Raw genomic sequence first — 17,076 nt, forward strand, 5'->3', positions numbered from 1 at the left:
GCCAATCGATCGCCATCTGAGACCCATCGTCATGGATCAGAAGACCACACCTATCGCCGCCGAGAGCGCGACCGCCGCCAGCGAGGGCGGGGCCTCCGCCCGCCTCCGCCAGCGGCCGGATCGCTTCATCAACCGCGAACTGTCGTGGCTGCACTTCAACCGCCGCGTCCTCGAGGAGGCGACCAACCAGCGCCACCCGGCGCTGGAGCGCCTGCGCTTCCTGTCGATCTCGGCGAACAACCTCGACGAATTTTTCATGGTGCGCGTCGCCGGCCTGAAAGGGCAGCAGCGCCTCGGCATCGCCATGGTGTCGGACGACGGCCAGTCGCTTTCCGAGCAGTTGTCGAGCATCGGCAACGCCGTGTCGGCGCTGGCCAGCGACCAGCAGGTGGTCTGGGCGTCGCTGCGCACCGAGCTGAGCGCCGCCGGCGTCATGCTGCTGGACGCGAAGGACCTCGACGACGCCGAGCGCGACTGGCTCGAGCATCACTTCCTCGACTCGATCTTCCCGGTGCTGACGCCGCTCGCCATCGATCCGGCGCACCCGTTTCCGTTCATCCCGAACCTCGGCCTGACCGTCGCGCTGCAGTTGACGCGCAAGACCAACGGCCAGCGCATGACGGCGCTGCTGCGCATGCCGGGCACGCTCGACCGTTTCATCCGCCTGCCGTCGACCGACGCCGTCCGCGATCGCTTCATCTCGATCGATCAGGCGGTGACGCTGTTCGTCGCCCGCCTTTTCCCCGGCTACAACGTCGAGGGCATGGGCGCCTTCCGCGTCATCCGCGACTCGGACATCGAGGTCGAGGAAGAAGCCGAAGATCTGGTGCGCTTCTTCGAGAGCGCGCTGAAGCGCCGCCGCCGCGGCTCCGTCATCCGCCTCGAGATCGAGGCCGCGATGCCGGAGAGTCTGCGCGCGCTGGTAGCCGAGGCGCTCGCCGTATCGGGCGACGAAATCTTCCTGGTCAACGGCGTGCTGGCGCTGAACGACCTGTCGCAGATTGCCGGCATCGACCGCCCGGCGCTGAAGTTCCAGGCCTACACGGCCCGTTTCCCGGAGCGCATCCGCGACCACAGCGGCGACTGCTTTGCCGCCATCCGCGAGAAGGACATCGTCGTCCACCACCCGTACGAGTCGTTCGACGTCGTCGTGCAGTTCCTGCGCCAGGCGGCGTCGGACCCGGACGTCGTCGCCATCAAGCAGACGCTCTACCGCACCTCCAACGACTCGCCGATCGTGCGTGCCCTCGCCGAGGCGGCCGAGGCCGGCAAGACGGTGACCGCCGTCGTCGAGCTCAAGGCCCGCTTCGACGAGGCCGCCAACATCAAGTGGGCGCGCGACCTCGAGCGCGCCGGCGTCCAGGTCGTCTACGGCTTCATCGAACTGAAGACGCACGCCAAGCTGTCGCTGGTCGTGCGCCGCGAGGCCGGGCAGCTCGCCACCTACGTCCACACCGGCACCGGCAACTATCATCCGCAGACGGCGCGCATCTACACCGACCTGTCGTTCTTCTCCGCCGATCCGGCCATCGGCCGTGACGTCGGCGCGATCTTCAACTACATCACCGGCTACTCCGAGCCGGTCATGCTGGAGCGCATGGCGGTGTCGCCGCTGACCGTGCGCAAGCGCATGTTGGAGCTGATCGCCGGCGAGGTCGCCCACGTCCGCGCCGGCCGCCCGGGCGCCATCTGGCTGAAGCTCAACGCGCTGGTCGACGCGCAGATCATCGACGCGCTCTACGACGCCAGCCAGTCCGGCGTCGATATCGAGCTGGTCGTGCGCGGCATCTGCTGCCTCCGGCCCGGCATTCCCGGCCTGTCCGAGCGCATCCGCGTCAAGTCGATCGTCGGCCGCTTCCTCGAGCACGCCCGCATCTTCTGCTTCGGCAACGGCTACGGCCTGCCGTCGGATCAGTCGCTGGTCTATATCGGCTCGGCCGATATGATGCCGCGTAACCTCGACCGGCGAGTCGAAGCGCTGGTCCCGATCCTGAACCCGACGGTGCACGAGCAGGTGCTGGACCAGATCATGGTGGCGAACCTGACCGATAACCAGCAGAGCTGGCGCGAGCTGCCCGACGGCTCGTCCGAGCGCATAAAGCCCGGCAAGGGCGAGACGCCGTTCAATGCGCACGAATACTTCATGACCAACCCAAGCCTCTCCGGCCGCGGCAAGTCGCTGAAGACCAATTCGCCGAAGCCGCTCAGGCGGCGCGCCAAGGAGGCGTGAGCGGTTGGCGAAGCCTCCCGCTTCCCCGGTAGAGGACGCACCGGGCCGCATCACCAACGGCGGCCCGGTCGCCATCGTCGACATCGGCTCGAACTCCGTCCGTCTCGTCGTCTACGAGCACCTCGGCCGCTCGGCCACGCCCCTGTTCAACGAGAAGGAACTGTGCGGCCTTGCCCGCGGCGTCGCCACGCGCGGCCGCCTCGATCCGGAAGCCATCGCCGCGGCGCTGACCGCCATCCGCCGCTTCGTCGCGCTGACCGAGCAGATGCGCGTCGCCTCGCTGCATGTCCTCGCCACCGCCGCCGTGCGCGAAGCCTTTAACGGCTCCGAGTTCATCGCCTCGGTCGAGGCCATCGCCAAGGTCAAGGTCGCTATCCTCACCGGCGTCGAGGAGGCCCGCCTGTCGGCGATGGGCATCCTCTCCGGCTTCCACAAGCCCGACGGAATCGCCGGCGATCTCGGCGGCGGCAGCCTCGAGGTCGTCGACATCAGCGGCACCAGGATCGGCGAGGGCGAGACCTTCCCGCTGGGCGGCCTCAGGCTGGAGGAAGCCTCGGAAAAATCGCTGAAGAGGGCCGAGAAGCTCGCCGCCGAGGCGCTCGCCGGCTCCAAGGTTCTGGCCAAGGGCGCCAAGCGCCCGTTCTACGCCATCGGCGGCACGTGGCGCTCGCTGGCGCGGCTGCACATGCGCCAGAAGGGCTACCCGCTGCACGTGATGCACCACTACGCCATCGCGCCCGACGAGGCCGCCGACTTCTGCCGCATGGTCGCCAAGCGCGACATTGATTCCATCGACTCGATCGAGGTCGTCTCGCGCAGCCGCCGCGCGCTCTTGCCTTACGGCGCCGCGGTGCTGGAGCAGGTGATCGAGAAGATGCGCCCGTCGTCGATCGTCATGTCGGCGCTCGGCGTGCGCGAGGGCCTGCTCTACGACCTGCTCGATGCCAAGGAGAAGGCGAAGGATCCGCTGATCGTCGCCTGCGAGGAACTCGCGTATCTGCGCTCGCGCTCGCCGCGCCATGTCGCCGAACTGGGGCCGTGGTCGGAAATGGCGTTCAAGGCGATCGGCATCGACGAGACCGCCGAGGAGGCGCGGCTCCGCCGTGCCGCCTGCCTGCTCGCCGACATCCACTGGCGCGCCCATCCCGAATATCGCGGCGAGCAGAGCCTGAACCTCATCGCCCACGCCGCCTTCATCGGCATCGACCATCCCGGCCGCGCCTATCTGGCGCTCGCCAATTTCTATCGCCACGAAGGCCTGATCGACGAGCAACTGTCGCCGCGCATCCGCGAGCTGGCCTCGACCCGCCTGATGGAACGCGCCCGCGCGCTGGGCGCCACGCTGCGCGTCGCCCATCTCATTTCCGGCGCCATGCCCGACATCGTCCAGCGCACGCGCCTGGAGGCGAAAGGCAAGAGCCTGACGCTGATCCTGCCGGCCGACCTCGCCCCGCTCGGCGGCGCCCGGGTGCTGCGGCGGCTGGGGCAACTGGCGAAGATCGCCGGCCTCGAAGCGTCGATCGCGGTGAGCTGATCGATCCGCGATAGTTGACAATAGACAAGCGTCGCTTATCATAGAGGCCGATGATCGAGACGTTCCGTCATCGGGCTTGAAACGGCTTTACGAGCGCGGCGACCGCAGCCGGATACAAGCGGCCTTCGTCGACAAGGTGGAACGTATTTTAGCCCGCGTCGATGCGGCGACAGTGGCGGAAGACTGCGATGCGCCTGGTTTTGGATTGCATGCGCTGCGCGGCGACCTCTCCGGATTCTGGGCCATCACGGTCAGCCGCAACTGGCGCGTAATTTTTCGCTTTGAGAATGGAAATGCCTTCGACGTTGACCTCGTCGACTATCATTGAGGACCAGAACCGTGCCGATGAAGAACCCGCCGCACCCTGGCTTGCATGTGCGTGTCGATTGCCTCGAGCCGCTCGGCTTGACCGTGACAGAAGGCGCGAAAGTTCTCGGCGTCAGTCGGCAGGCGTTGAACAATCTCGTGAATGCACGCAGCGGCATTTCACCGGAGATGGCGGTGCGGTTGTCGAAGGCGTTCGGAGGCAGCACCGAAGTTTGGTTGCGCATGCAACTCGCGTACGACCTGGCGGAAGTTACGCGTCGCGCGGGGGCGATCAAGGTGCGCCGCGTGGTACGCCCTAAAGCCGCCTGACGCGCCTACTTCTCGATCGCCACGACGTGGTTCTGGTTGACGGCCAGCGCGATCTCGCCGCGCTTCAGCTTCAGTGCGGTCTCGCCGAACAGCTCGCGCCGCCAGCCGACCATCGCCGGCACCTCGGCGCCGTCGTCGCTGGCGATCGCCTCGAGGTCGTCGACCGTGGCGATGATCTTGGAGGCGACGCCGTGGCTCTCGCTGATCATCTTGAGCAGCACCTTGAGCAGATCGACCGCCGCCGCGTTGCCGTTCATCGGCGGACGATGCTTCGGCACCTTGGGGAGCTGATCCTTCGGGATGTCGAGCGCCTTCTTCACCGTGTTGATGATGTCCTCGGCCGAGCGCGAACGCTCGAAGCCGCGCGGGATGGTGCGGAGCTGCCCGAGCGCCTGCGATGTCGTTGGCTGCTGCGCCGCGATCTCGTAGATGGCGTCGTCCTTGAGCACGCGCCCGCGCGGCACGTCGCGCGCCTGCGCCTCGCGCTCGCGCCAGGCGGCGATCGCCTGCAGCACGGCAAGCTCCGACGGCTTGCGCACCCGCAGCTTCAGCCGCTTCCACGCCAGCTCCGGCTCCATCTGGTAGGTGTCGGGGGAGGTCAGCACCTCCATCTCCTCGCGCACCCAGTCCGTCCGCTGCTGCTCGTCGAGCCTCTGCGAGAGCGCCGCGTAGACGTCGCGAAGGTGCGTCACATCGGCCAGCGCATATTCCGTTTGCCGCTCCGACAGCGGCCGGCGGCTCCAGTCGGTGAAGCGGGAGGATTTGTCGATCTTCTCGCCCGTAAGGCGCTGGACCAACTGGTCGTACGAAATCGAATCGCCGAAGCCGCACACCATCGCCGCCACCTGGGTGTCGAACACCGGGTGCGGGATCAGGCCGCCGAGGTGGTAGACGATTTCGATGTCCTGTCGGGCAGCATGAAAGACTTTGATGACTTTCTCGTTCTTCATCAACTTGAAGAATGAATCGAGCTCGATGTCGGGCGACATCGCATCGACGATGACGGCCTCCTCGGGGCTCGCCAACTGGACGACGCAAAGCTTCGGCCAGTAGGTCGTTTCCCGCATGAATTCGGTGTCGACGGTGACCGCTTCGAACCGCGCCATCCGCTTGCAGGCGGCCGCAAGTTCGGCGGTCGTGGTGATCAGGGTCATGCCCCTACATAGCCCGCGAGTCCGGCGTTGTCGCTATCAGCGGACGCGCGGGAGGCCGAAATTTTGGGCTGTGCGACCAAGCGTCCGGCGTTGGCTGTTGCCGATTTGCCACGCTGCCGGCGTTAGCCTTCGCGCCTAGGCGATCCTTGACAATGCCATGCGCCCGTGCGCTTTTCGCGCCGCCCGAAACGGCGGATTCCCGGGCCGGATTTGGCCATTTCCATAGGTTCTGCGATGCACCGTTACCGAAGCCACACATGCGGGGCGCTCCGCGCTGCCGACGTCGGCGAGACCGTCCGCCTGTCCGGCTGGGTGCACCGCGTCCGCGACCACGGCGGCCTGCTGTTCATCGACCTCCGCGACCACTACGGCCTGACCCAGGTGGTCGCCGATCCGGACAGCCCGGCCTTCAAGGTCGCCGAGACGGTGCGCTCCGAGTGGGTGATCCGCGTCGACGGCAAGGTGCGCACCCGCCCGGCGGGAACCGATAACGCCGACCTGCCGACGGGCGCGGTCGAAGTCTTCGCCGCCGGCATCGAGGTGCTGTCGGCCGCGGCCGAACTGCCGCTGCCGGTGTTCGGCGACGCGGAATATCCGGAGGAGACGCGGCTCAAGTACCGGTTCCTCGACCTGCGCCGCGACAAGCTGCACCGCAACATCCTGAAGCGCGCCGAGATCATCTCGTCGATCCGTCGACGCATGACCGGCGCCGGCTTCTTCGAGTTCCAGACGCCGATCCTGACGGCGTCCTCGCCGGAAGGCGCGCGCGACTTCCTCGTGCCGTCGCGCCTGCATCCCGGCAAGTTCTACGCCCTGCCGCAGGCGCCGCAGCAGTTCAAGCAGCTCACCATGATCGCGGGCTTCGACCGCTACTTCCAGATCGCGCCGTGCTTCCGCGACGAGGACGCGCGTGCCGACCGCTCGCCCGGCGAGTTCTACCAGCTCGACATCGAGATGAGCTTCGTCGAGCAGGAGGATGTGTTCCAGGCGGTCGAGCCGGTGCTCCGAGATCTCTTCGTCGAGTTCGGCAACGGCCGCCGCGTCACGCCGAAGTTCCCGCGCATCCCCTACGCCGACTCGCTCCGCAAGTACGGCAACGACAAGCCGGACCTGCGCAACCCGATCGAGATGCAGAACGTCACCGATCATTTCCGCGACTCCGGCTTCAAGGTGTTCGCCGGCCAGATCGCCGCCGACCCGAAGGTCGAGGTGTGGGCGATCCCGGCGCCGACCGGCGGCAACCGCGCCTTCTGCGACCGCATGAATTCGTGGGCGCAGGGCGAGGGCCAGCCGGGCCTCGGCTACATCTTCTTCCGCGAAGGCGAGGAGGGCGGGGCGGGTCCGGTCGCCAAGAACATCGGCCCGGAGCGCACCGACGCCATCCGCGCGCAGCTCGGCCTCAAGGTCGGCGACGCCGTCTTCTTCGTCGCCGGACGGCCCGAAAAATTCACCGCGTTCGCCGGTCTCGCCCGCACGCGCATCGGCACCGAACTCAAGCTGGTCGACGAGGACCAGTTCGCGTTCTGCTGGATCGTCGATTTCCCGATGTACGAGTGGAGCGAGGAGGAGAAGAAGATCGACTTCTCCCACAACCCGTTCTCCATGCCCAACATCGAGCACGAAAAATTCCTGGCGCTCGACCCGGCCGACAAGGACACCATCCTCGCCATCAAGGCGATCCAGTACGACATCGTCTGCAACGGCATCGAGCTGTCGTCGGGCGCCATCCGCAATCACATCCCGGAAATCATGCGCAAGGCCTTCGCCATCGCCGGCTACGGCTCGGACGTGCTGGAATCGAAGTTCGGCGGCATGCTGCGCGCGCTGACCTACGGCGCGCCGCCCCACGGCGGCATCGCGCCCGGCATCGACCGCATCGTCATGCTCCTCTGCGGCGAGGAGAACCTCCGCGAGGTGACGCTCTTCCCGATGAACCAGAAGGCGGAGGACCTGATGATGCAGGCTCCGTCCGAGGTGACGCCGAAGCAGTTGCGCGAGCTGCATATCCGGCTGGATCTGCCGAAGTAGCGTCCCCCGCCGTCATGCCGCGATGACATCGAGGTTTAGTTCGCCGGCGTAGTACCGCGAATGTCATTCGCGGGAGCAGGAACCGACACAGGCGCCGGGGGCGGAGTAGTAGGAGCCGCAGGCGCCGGTCCGGCGACGCCGCTGACGCTTACGTTGAGCAGGTCGAACAGCGAGAACGGCGCCGTCTTAGCCGCCTCAACAAGCGCCGCTATCGTCATCGGCTGGTCGGGCGCGGCGCGCGCCGTGATCGTGCCCGGCGTGCGGATGAACGTCTGCAGCACGCCCGAAAGCTGCGCCTGCATGTCCTTGTTGCCGAGCAGCATCAGCATGAACGGCAGCCCCTTGGCGAACTGCTCGCGAAACTTCACCGGGTCGAGGTGCAGCGTCGTCGCCTGCGTCGTGATCGCCTTGTCGACCAGCGAATCGTCCTTGAACGACACCGTGCCGCCCTTCAGCGACACGGTCTCCGGCGCCTTCGCCACCGCCGCCATGTGCTGCATGTCGGTCGGCGGCGGGGCGGCGAGATCGGCCTCGCCGGACACCGTGCCGACGCCCTTCATCCCGAGGCTGAAGTCGCGCACCGTGACGTCGCCGTTCGCCGCCCAGTCGAGCTTGCCGCCGCCGTCGATCACGACACGGTCGTAGCCGTACCTGGCGAGCAACTGCTGCGCGCGCGCGTCGGGGATGAGCGATGCCGGCACGTCGGCGCCGGCGAGCGACGCCGACACTGAGGTCGGCACATGGTCGATGTAGTTGCCGACGTCGGCGCGAAAGCGGCCGAGCTGCACCGGCGGCAGCGCCGGCACGCCGCTCACGTCGATGCCGCCGAGCTCGACGTATCCGATCGGCGGGACGAGCGCGCTGTAGTCGATGTTGGTGCCGTTCTGCATCGCCGTCATGGCGGCCGAGATCGTGGCGAGCGGCGGCACGGTCAGCCCGCCGAACGCCAGCTTGCCGATCTTGACGGTGCCCTGGCCGCTGAGGCCGCTCTCCGCGTCCTCGATCGAAAACGCGCCGATCGCGTCGATCGAAGCCTGGACGAGCGTGAGCTTGCCGAGATGCAGCTTGTCGCTTTTGGACAGCGCGATATCGAGATCCGACAGCGTAAGGCTGCCGACGCCGAACGGTGCGATGCCGGCGAGGCGGTCGACGATAAGGCTGAGTGGCGATGCGTCCGACGCCGGCGGAACGGCGCCGAAGTCGGGCGGCGGCTTGCCCTTCGGCTGCCGCATGCTGAAGGTGTTGAGCGCGACGCCGGCGATGGTCACCGCGATGCTCTTGTTGCCGATGTCGAGCGCGACGTCGCGATAGGCCGTGCTGCCGACGGCCGTGCGCCACACGCCGTCGCCGACCCCGCCGGCATACCGCGCCGGGTCGTAGACGGCGAACATCGCGTCGAGATCGATGTTGCGGGTCTCGGCGCCGGTCGCGGTCATCGACACCAGCGGCGGGATCGCGGCCGGCGGCCCGGCCGGGTCGACGCCCGGCGAATCCGTGCGCAGCGACTGCGCGCTGAGCGCCGCGATCTTGCCGTCGCGCAGTCCCTCGAGCTTGACGCCGCCGTAAGTGCTCCACGTCGCGACGGTGCCGATCGTCTCGACGACGTTGACCGTACCGGCAGTGACGCCGTTGGCGCTGGCATGCAGCAGCGGCGCGAAGGCGCGCACCGCCGAGGCGAAGGGTTGCGCATCGTCCCAGACGAAGCCGGTGGCGATCGGCAGCGCCGGCGCCTCGATCGCCGCGTGGTCGAGGCGTATCGAGTAGACGCCGGCGTCGAGCTGGCCGCCGTCGATGTCGATCTCGCGCGCCGCGAACGTGCCGTCGTTCGTCGGCGTGTAGCCATCGACGGTCACGCGCGTCGCGGTGAGGGCAAACCCCGGCTTCTCCGCCGCGATGCTTAGCCCGCTAAGCGTGGCGCGGCCGGTGACCGGATCGGTGGTCAGGCTGCCGTAGCTGGCGCGCCAGTCGGGCGAGGCGTCGATGCCGTCGATCCAGGCGACCAGCGCATCCTCGACCGGCTCGGCCGCGTGCGCCGGCACCGCGCCGGCAGCCAGCGCGAGCAGTGCCGCGCAGATCCTGACCAGCCGCATTCCGCTCCGGCCTTCCCGTCTAGTTGTTGGCCTCGACCGACGGCGACAGCAGGTCGGGCAGCGTCGTCGGCGCGTGGCCGGCCGTCCGCATGGCCTCGCCGAGCGGCACCGGCTGCGCCGGCGCGAACGTGATCGTCAGCGAACGCGGGTCCTTGAGGAAGACCTCGACCGCCTTCTGGAACTGGTCGCGGAACGCGACATTCTTCACGAACGACAGCGCGAAGGGCAGGGCGCCATCGACGAGCTGCTCGCGCACGTCGTCGCGCGTGCCGCCGAGCAGCTTCGCCTGCATGTCGAGGATGCGCTCGACGATGCCGGCGTTGTCGAGCCGCACGCTGAGCGCATCGAGCTTCGCCGCGGCGCGCGCCTCCTTGGATTTCGCCGGGTCGGTCAGCCCCTTGACCGACAGGCCGCTCGCCTTGCCGGTGAAGGTCAGCTTGCCGACATTGGCGGCATCGATCGACAGGACGTTCACCGTGACCGTGTCGGCTTTCGTGTCGTAGGCGCTGTCCATCGCGATGCTTGCATCGACCGTGTCGTAGTCGAGCATGGTGACGATGGCGCCGGCCATGGAATTGGCGATGAGCGCGGTCGGCAGCTTCACGCCGTCCGCCTTGAACAGGATGTTGGTCGGCGTGCCGTCGGCGATCGGGCCGACGTCGACGGTGAACGAGGCGACCGCGATCGGCGCCGCGAAATCGCCGCCGCTGACCGCGACGCCGCCGACCGTGGCCTTGGCGAACGGCCGCACATGCGCGCGCGCCTTCACCTCATCGGCCGAGGGCACGACGACGTCGTCGACCGCGGCCGTGGTCCACGTCGTGGTGTCGCCGCGGCTGATCGCGCTGCCGTTGTCGAACGCGATATGGGTGGCGGTGAAGCCGCCGCCGGTCCGCTCCGCGGCGCCGCTGATGACCAGCGCCGGGACGGTCGCCGTGCTGCCGCGCGGCGTCGCGACCTTGACGTTGGCGAGCGTGATGGTGTCGCCGCTGGCGGTGGCGCCGTCGTAGGTCAGCGTCGCCTCGCCGGTCGCGGCGACGGCGGCTGCGAGCAGCGAGGCGACCGCATCGGGCGCCGGCGCGGCTTCCGCGCTCACGGCCGCAAGAAGCAATAGGCCGCAAACGGCCACGGTCGATTTCATCTTGAATCTCAAAGGGATGCCTCGGCTCCCACGCCTCACGCCCTGTGGATATTGACCGCACTTCAAGGCAAGGACAAGGCGTGGCCGGCGCCTTCGTCAGGCCGGCATGAAGTCGTCTTTGTTCAGCGGCAGCCCGTTATGCCGAAGGATCGCGTAAGCCATGGTGACGTGAAAATAGGTATGCGGCAGCGAGAAGGTGAGCAGGTAGTCGGAACCCGACATCCGCTTCTCCTCGTCGCCGGCCGGGAACACGATCGTCTTTTCGTGGGCGCCGGCAAACTGCTGCGCGGTGAGACCGTCGAAGTGCGCCAGGGTCCACGCAAGGCGCGCCCTGATGTCGTCGATGCCCTCGCTCCGACCCTCGTATTTCGGCACCGGAACGCCGGCGAGCCGCGCCGTGCCGCGGACCATGTGGTTGGTGAACGCGAAGACCTGCTCGACCAGCGAATACATATCCGGATAAAGCCGCGCCGCGACGAGGATGGCGACGTCGAACGCCTTCTCGTCGGCATAGGCGACCGCCTTGTCGAGCGTCTTCGAGAAGGTCGCGATCAGGCCACGATAGACGGGCACCGTGACTTCGTAGGTGGAAAAGGGCATGGGATGAATCCGGGGAGGGGGCGAGGGGCGCGAGGCTACCATCGCCGGAGGAACGGAACGAGCATGAAACAGATCGGAAGTATCGCCGTCGTGACGGCTCTGGCGCTCATCGGCGCCGCGCCCCGCCTGCGCCTCATCGGACGACGCGTGGGAAGCCTTCCGCAAGGACGTCGCGGAGCAATGCCTGAAGGCGGCGGCCGACCTCTTCGCCGATCCGGCGGCGACGGTCGATCCGTTCGGCTCGTCGAGCTACGGCCTCGCCCTCATCCGCGGCAAGGCGAAGGGCGCCGACAACGACATCGCGGCGATCTGCGTCTACGACAAGAAAACGAAGGCAGTGGAGATCGGCGGCGAACTGCCGCCGCCCGCGACGCCCTGAGGCGCGAGGCTCACGCCAGCCCGACGGCCTTGATGGCGTGCAGCACACCGCGGCCGAGGATGTTGATCCAGTAGCCGTGGTTGTTCGCGATGTCCCAGGCGGACCCGACGAACACGCCCATGATGGAGCCAAACACGTATGTCATGACGGGGAGGATACCCTGTCAGATGTTGCAGGGCGGATAAGGCTGCAACCGGAATTTGTGATGATTTTTCTGGGGTGTATTTAGGGTTTGGTTAAGGTTGGGGGGTGGAAACGAAAGCAGCGCAGTACCACCCTCGAGTTCTAGAGAGGGTCGCCATCTTGAAAGCGGTGCCCATTTGAACGGCAATTTGCGCAAAGGGCCCGGGTGCTGCCGACGTCATATAAGGCCGGCTCGCCACACGAGGTGCATTGCGGTCCGAGAAACGCAGGGAAAAGCTCGGGCGCAGCTTCCAGTCGAGCAGGGAGACTCGTGATGTGGTGTCCCTTGGAACGGCCTTCTTCTAGAAAGCGAATCGCCGTCGATGGAAGCCGCCGTTCAACGTGGTGCCTCTTCCGATGAATCTCGCCGAGCTCTGCGAGGCGTATCGTGGCGGCGCGGTCGTTCAACCGAAACCGAGCGGCGATATCAGCCGCAGTGGTCTGCGGGGTATATTCAGAGCGGTCATATGGAGCGGCGAAAGCGGCTGCAAAACTGTCAGCCGCCCGCTCGTCTCGAACGATCGCGGGTACGACTCGTTCAACCAACGATCGAGCCTTGCTTCGATTGCGGGATCGGGCGGGCCGGAAGATCACATGGCCAAGCTCGTGGAATATCGACCATATGGCTCGTCGATCACCCCTCTTAGCCCCCATCAATGTCGTTTCGGGGAAGCTTATGACCCTTGTCTCGACGTCAAAATGACCCTCTAGACCCGGCATCTCTGAATCGGATCTCGAAATAAAATCAGTGATCAGGCCTCGCTGTTTGAAGGCAGCGAGGACCTCGAATGGATCCAGGAAAATTTGCGCTTCGAAACCTAGCCGAAGTCGTAGGTCCGTGGCGATCCGATCATAGTCCGCGACCGTGTACGTGGTCATACACAACTCCACTCATTCAGATAGTTTCGCTACGAGCACCCCGTCGTGCTGCCGCACGTGTCGCACTTGAGACACGTCCCGTTCCTGACCAGCGTGAAGTTCCCGCACTCGCCGCAAGCATCGCCCTGATAGCCGGCGAGCCGTGCTGCGCTGGAGCGTTCCGCCTTTGACGGGCCGTCGGCCTTCGCGGTGATGGCCGGCTTCGCCGTCTCGGCTCTGGCTTCCACCCGCGGCGCCTCGATCGCTTTTGCCTTGGGCACCGCGATCGCGGCGGGGGCGAGTTCCGCCAGGCCGACGCGGATCTGCTGCTCGGTCTGCTCGCGTTGCTTGAGCGCCGTCGCCCCGATCGAGGTGACGTTGCTGGAGGTGCGGGCGGTCACCACGCCCGGAGGCGGGGCGTCGGTGTCGCGCGCGCGGCCGATGGCGTCGGCGCCCGATTCGACCAGGCGCGGACGGCGGCCGCGGACAAGACCGTGCGAGACCGCGGCTTCCGGCGCCGCCTTGGTCTGGTTCTCGCCGGCGCCGATCCCGGTCGCGCTGATGTCGCCCGGGTTGACGTGCGCGAGGTCCTGCCGGTCGAGATACGAGATCGCCAGTTCCCGGAAGATGTAGTCGAGCACCGAGGTGGCGTTCTTGATGGTCTCGTTGCCCTGCACGAGGCCGGCCGGCTCGAACTTCGTGAAGGTGAAGGCCTCCACGAACACTTCCAGCGGCACGCCGTACTGCAGGCCGACTGATACGGCGATGGCGAAGCTATCCATCATCGCGCGGAAGGCAGAGCCTTCCTTGTGCATGTCGATGAAGATTTCGCCGAGGCGGCCGTCGTCGTATTCGCCGGTGCGCAGATACACCTTGTGGCCGCCGACGTTGGCCTTCTGCGTGTAGCCCTTGCGCCGGTTCGGCATCTTCTCGCGGTCGCGCACCGCCTTTTCGATGATGCGCTCGACGATCCGCTCGGTGACCTGCTCGACGCGCGCCGGCATCGGCTTGGCCATGAACTGCTCGACCGCCTCGTCGGCATCTTCCTCGTCGTCGGCGAGGAGCTGCGAGTTGAGCGGTTGCGACAGCTTGGAGCCGTCGCGGTAGAGCGCGTTAGCCTTCAGCGCCAGCTTCCACGAGGTCATGTAGGCGTTCTTGCAATCCTCGACCGTCGCGTCGTTCGGCATGTTGATGGTCTTGGAGATCGCACCCGAGATGAACGGCTGCGCCGCCGCCATCATCAGGATGTGACTCTCAACCGAGAGAAAACGCTTGCCGAGGCGACCGCACGGATTGGCGCAATCGAACACCGCGTAGTGCTCGGTCTTGAGATGCGGCGCGCCTTCCAGGGTCATGGCGCCGCAGCAATGCAGGTTCGCCGCCTCGATGTCCTTCTTCGAGAAGCCGAGCCGGGCGAGCAGGTCGAACGCCGGGTCGTTGAGATCGGCATCGCTGAAGCCGATCGTCTTCAGGAAGTCTTCGCCGAGCGACCACTTGTTGAAGGCGAACTTGATGTCGAAGGCCGAGGCGAGGCCGGCCTCGAGCTTCGCCAGCGCCGCCTCGGTGAAGCCCTTGGCCTGCAGTGTCGCATGGTTGATCGCCGGCGCCTGGCGGAGCGACCCGTGGCCGACCGCGTAGGCTTCGATCTCGGCGATCTGGTGCTCGGCGTAGCCGAGCGCGCGGAGCGCCTCCGGCACGGCGCGGTTGATGATCTTGAAGTAGCCGCCGCCGGCCAGCTTCTTGAACTTCACCAGCGCGAAGTCCGGCTCGATGCCTGTCGTGTCGCAATCCATGATGAGGCCGATCGTGCCGGTCGGCGCGATGACCGAAGCCTGCGCATTGCGGTAGCCGTGGATCTCGCCGAGCGAGACGGCGCGCTCCCAAGCCTCCTGCGCGTGGCTGACCAGCCGGACGTCCGGGCAGGAAGCCGTATCGAGGTGGACGGGATTGACGTGCAGCCCCTCGTAGCCCGACGACTGGCCGAGCGCGGCGCGGCGATGATTGCGCATGACGCGCAGCATCGAGTCGCGGTTCTTGGCGAAGCCCGGGAAGGCGCCGAGCTCGCCGGCCATCTCGGCCGAGGTGGCATAGGAGGTGCCGGTCATCAGCGCCGTGATCGCGGCGGCAATGGCGCGGCCTTCCTTCGAGTCGTAGGGCACGCCGTTCGACATCAAGAGGCCGCCGATGTTGGCGTAGCCGAGGCCGAGCGTGCGGTACTCGTAGGAAAGCTGCGCGATCCGGTAGGACGGGAACTGCGCCATCATCACCGAGACTTCGAGGACGACGGTCCACAGGCGGCAGGCGTGCTCGAACGAGGCGACGTCGAAGCTGCGGTCCTCATTGCGGAACTGCAGCAGATTGATAGAGGCGAGGTTGCACGCCGTGTCGTCGAGGAACATGTACTCCGAGCACGGATTGGAGGCGCGGATCGGCCCCGACTCCGGGCAGGTGTGCCAGTCGTTGATCGTGGTGTGGAACTGGATGCCGGGATCGGCCGACTGCCAGGCGGCGTTGCCGATGTCTTCCCAGAGGGCACGGGCGTCGAGCGTCTTGGTCACCTTGTTGGTGACGCGGCCGTTAAGGTTCCATTTTCCCCCGCTCTCGACCGCCTGCAGGAACTCGTCGGTGACGCGCACCGAGTTGTTCGAGTTCTGGCCGGAGACGGTGAGGTAGGCCTCCGAGTCCCAGTCGGTGTCGTAGATCGGGAAGTCGATGTCGGTGTAGCCCTGCTTGGCGAACTGGATGACGCGCAGGATGTAGTTCTGCGGCACCAGCGCCTTCTTGGCGGCGCGCACTTCGCGCTTCAGCGCCGGGTTCTTCGCCGGGTCGAAGCACGAGTCGCCGGGGCCCTCGCAGTTGATGCAGGCCTTCATGATCGCCTTGAGGTGCTGGGCGACGACCTTGGAGCCGGTGACCAGCGCGGCGACCTTCTGCTCCTCCTGGACCTTCCAGTTGATGTACTTCTCGATGTCCGGGTGATCGACGTCGACGACCACCATCTTGGCGGCGCGGCGCGTCGTGCCGCCCGACTTGATGGCGCCGGCGGCGCGGTCGCCGATCTTGAGGAACGACATCAGGCCGGACGACTTGCCGCCGCCGGAAAGCTTCTCGCCCTCGCCGCGCAGCCGCGAGAAGTTGGAGCCGGTGCCCGAGCCGTACTTGAACAGGCGGGCTTCCCGCACCCACAGGTCCATGATGCCGCCCTCGTTGACGAGGTCGTCCTCGATGCCCTGGATGAAGCAGGCGTGCGGCTGCGGATGCTCGTAGGCCGACTCGGAGGCCGAGACGCGGCCCGTGCGGTGGTCGACGTAGAAGTGGCCCTGCGACGGGCCGTCGATGCCGTAGGCCCAGTGCAGGCCGGTGTTGAACCACTGCGGGGAATTCGGCGCCGCCTTCTGCGTCGCCAGCATGTAACGGAGCTCGTCGAAGAAGGCGCGCGCGTCGTCCTCGGTGTTGAAGTAGCCGCCCTTCCAGCCCCAGTAGGTCCAGGTGCCGGCAAGCCGGTCGAATACCTGCCGCGAATCGTGTTCCGAGGTCGTGCGGTCGGGCAGCGGCAGCGGCTTCAGCGCCGCGTCGTCCGGCGCCGAGCGCCACAGCCACGACGGCACGGTCGATTCCTCGACGCGCTTCAGCCGCGTCGGCACGCCGGCCTTGCGGAAATACTTCTGGGCGAGGATGTCAGCGGCGACCTGGCTCCACGTCGCGGGCACTTCGATGCCCTCGAGTTTGAACACGATCGACCCGTCGGGATTCTTGATCTCGCTCTTGGTCGTCCGAAACTCGATGCCGTCGTAAGCCGACTGGCCAGCCTTCGTGTAGCGCCGTTCGATCCGCATGATTGTTGCCCCAAAACCTTCCGAAATGGCGATCCCTGCCGTCACCCGGCAAAGAACAAATTGATCCCTATGGATTCCGTCTGAAACCCGTCCTGAACCTAACCGGTACCCGACTCTGTCCGCCGCCCTGGCTGGGCTGAAACCCCCAGCTCTTGTGCCTATCATCGGCACGAACACTAAATATAGCGTTACCAGGAACGATTTCCACTATCTCGTTGTTAGCCGCCTTCGCCGAATCCACAGCGGAAAAGAGGCACTTGCCCCTATCCCGAAGCGTGGCGAAAACGCCCGCAACGAGCTCTAACTCGCACCTATTTTTGGTAGGACGGGGCCCAACGCGCCCCGCGTCAAAATCATGACGCTTGAGTGACGCTATGGCGAGTCGGACGGGACCGTCAACGCGAACG

The 17,076-nt window shown here is 66.6% G+C and carries 12 protein-coding genes and 1 pseudogene; 7 read left to right on the forward strand and 6 right to left on the reverse strand.

The genetic code is table 11. The features are described 5' to 3' along the window. Positions 1 to 31 precede the first annotated feature (31 nt). From WDM94_07980 to WDM94_07995, 4 genes are all read left to right on the forward strand, one after another. Positions 32 to 2,230 (forward strand): RNA degradosome polyphosphate kinase, encoded by a 2,199-nt coding sequence (locus WDM94_07980; GenBank protein ID MEJ0012551.1) that lies wholly within the window; start codon positions 32 to 34, stop codon positions 2,228 to 2,230. 4 nt (positions 2,231 to 2,234) lie between these two features. Continuing rightward, the gene (gene ppx, locus WDM94_07985) at positions 2,235 to 3,764 is read left to right on the forward strand and encodes an exopolyphosphatase (protein MEJ0012552.1); all 1,530 of its coding nucleotides are present in this window, start codon (positions 2,235 to 2,237) and stop codon (positions 3,762 to 3,764) included. A 76-nt stretch (positions 3,765 to 3,840) separates the two neighbouring features. Continuing rightward, positions 3,841 to 4,092 (forward strand): type II toxin-antitoxin system RelE/ParE family toxin, encoded by a 252-nt coding sequence (locus WDM94_07990; GenBank protein ID MEJ0012553.1) that lies wholly within the window; start codon positions 3,841 to 3,843, stop codon positions 4,090 to 4,092. Between the two features lie 17 nt (positions 4,093 to 4,109). After that, complete coding sequence (locus tag WDM94_07995) at positions 4,110 to 4,400, forward strand: HigA family addiction module antitoxin (protein ID MEJ0012554.1); 291 nt, start codon at positions 4,110 to 4,112, stop codon at positions 4,398 to 4,400. 5 nt (positions 4,401 to 4,405) lie between these two features. Here the strand turns inward: WDM94_07995 and rnd are convergent, their stop codons facing one another. Next, on the reverse strand, positions 4,406 to 5,548 hold the full coding sequence (rnd, locus tag WDM94_08000; GenBank protein ID MEJ0012555.1) for a ribonuclease D: 1,143 nt from the start codon (positions 5,546 to 5,548) through the stop codon (positions 4,406 to 4,408). A gap of 240 nt (positions 5,549 to 5,788) precedes the next feature. Here rnd and aspS point away from each other — a divergent pair, with 240 nt between their 5' ends. Then, positions 5,789 to 7,582, forward strand: a complete 1,794-nt coding sequence (aspS, locus tag WDM94_08005; protein ID MEJ0012556.1) for an aspartate--tRNA ligase — start codon at positions 5,789 to 5,791, stop codon at positions 7,580 to 7,582. Positions 7,583 to 7,617: 35 nt separating this feature from the next. On the opposite strand, the gene WDM94_08010 is transcribed toward aspS, so the two are convergent. From WDM94_08010 to WDM94_08020, 3 genes are all read right to left on the reverse strand, one after another. Next, positions 7,618 to 9,672, reverse strand: coding sequence for a hypothetical protein (locus WDM94_08010; protein MEJ0012557.1), 2,055 nt, complete (start codon positions 9,670 to 9,672; stop codon positions 7,618 to 7,620). Between the two features lie 19 nt (positions 9,673 to 9,691). Further along, positions 9,692 to 10,813, reverse strand: coding sequence for a hypothetical protein (locus WDM94_08015; GenBank protein MEJ0012558.1), 1,122 nt, complete (start codon positions 10,811 to 10,813; stop codon positions 9,692 to 9,694). 96 nt (positions 10,814 to 10,909) lie between these two features. After that, positions 10,910 to 11,413, reverse strand: a complete 504-nt coding sequence (locus tag WDM94_08020) for a DUF1993 domain-containing protein (GenBank protein ID MEJ0012559.1) — start codon at positions 11,411 to 11,413, stop codon at positions 10,910 to 10,912. Positions 11,414 to 11,537: 124 nt separating this feature from the next. On the opposite strand from WDM94_08020, the pseudogene WDM94_08025 reads away from it, so the two are divergent. Continuing rightward, positions 11,538 to 11,792: pseudogene (locus tag WDM94_08025) on the forward strand (hypothetical protein). Positions 11,793 to 11,802: 10 nt separating this feature from the next. Here the strand turns inward: WDM94_08025 and WDM94_08030 are convergent. Beyond that, a complete protein-coding gene (locus WDM94_08030; GenBank protein MEJ0012560.1) occupies positions 11,803 to 11,937 on the reverse strand; it encodes a hypothetical protein in 135 nt (44 codons plus the stop codon). A 395-nt stretch (positions 11,938 to 12,332) separates the two neighbouring features. Between WDM94_08030 and WDM94_08035 the strand changes: the two genes are divergently transcribed. After that, on the forward strand, positions 12,333 to 12,686 hold the full coding sequence (locus WDM94_08035; GenBank protein ID MEJ0012561.1) for a hypothetical protein: 354 nt from the start codon (positions 12,333 to 12,335) through the stop codon (positions 12,684 to 12,686). A gap of 197 nt (positions 12,687 to 12,883) precedes the next feature. Here WDM94_08035 and WDM94_08040 read toward each other — a convergent pair whose 3' ends face one another. Next, positions 12,884 to 16,669: a vitamin B12-dependent ribonucleotide reductase gene (locus WDM94_08040; GenBank protein ID MEJ0012562.1), complete on the reverse strand. Its 3,786-nt coding sequence runs from the start codon at positions 16,667 to 16,669 to the stop codon at positions 12,884 to 12,886. Between the last annotated feature and the right edge of the window lie 407 nt (positions 16,670 to 17,076).

The organism is Bauldia sp. (assembly GCA_037200845.1).
Classification (GTDB): Bacteria; Pseudomonadota; Alphaproteobacteria; order Rhizobiales; family Kaistiaceae; genus DASZQY01.

Coding starts and splice junctions, on each gene's coding strand:
- WDM94_07980 (MEJ0012551.1), top strand. CDS start 32: ATGGATCAGAAGACCACACCTATCGCCGCCGAGAGCGCGACCGCCGCC.
- WDM94_07995 (MEJ0012554.1), top strand. CDS start 4,110: ATGAAGAACCCGCCGCACCCTGGCTTGCATGTGCGTGTCGATTGCCTC.
- aspS (MEJ0012556.1), top strand. CDS start 5,789: ATGCACCGTTACCGAAGCCACACATGCGGGGCGCTCCGCGCTGCCGAC.
- WDM94_08010 (MEJ0012557.1), bottom strand. CDS start 9,672: ATGCGGCTGGTCAGGATCTGCGCGGCACTGCTCGCGCTGGCTGCCGGC.
- WDM94_08015 (MEJ0012558.1), bottom strand. CDS start 10,813: ATGAAATCGACCGTGGCCGTTTGCGGCCTATTGCTTCTTGCGGCCGTG.
- WDM94_08020 (MEJ0012559.1), bottom strand. CDS start 11,413: ATGCCCTTTTCCACCTACGAAGTCACGGTGCCCGTCTATCGTGGCCTG.
- WDM94_08030 (MEJ0012560.1), bottom strand. CDS start 11,937: ATGACATACGTGTTTGGCTCCATCATGGGCGTGTTCGTCGGGTCCGCC.
- WDM94_08035 (MEJ0012561.1), top strand. CDS start 12,333: ATGAATCTCGCCGAGCTCTGCGAGGCGTATCGTGGCGGCGCGGTCGTT.
- WDM94_08040 (MEJ0012562.1), bottom strand. CDS start 16,669: ATGCGGATCGAACGGCGCTACACGAAGGCTGGCCAGTCGGCTTACGAC.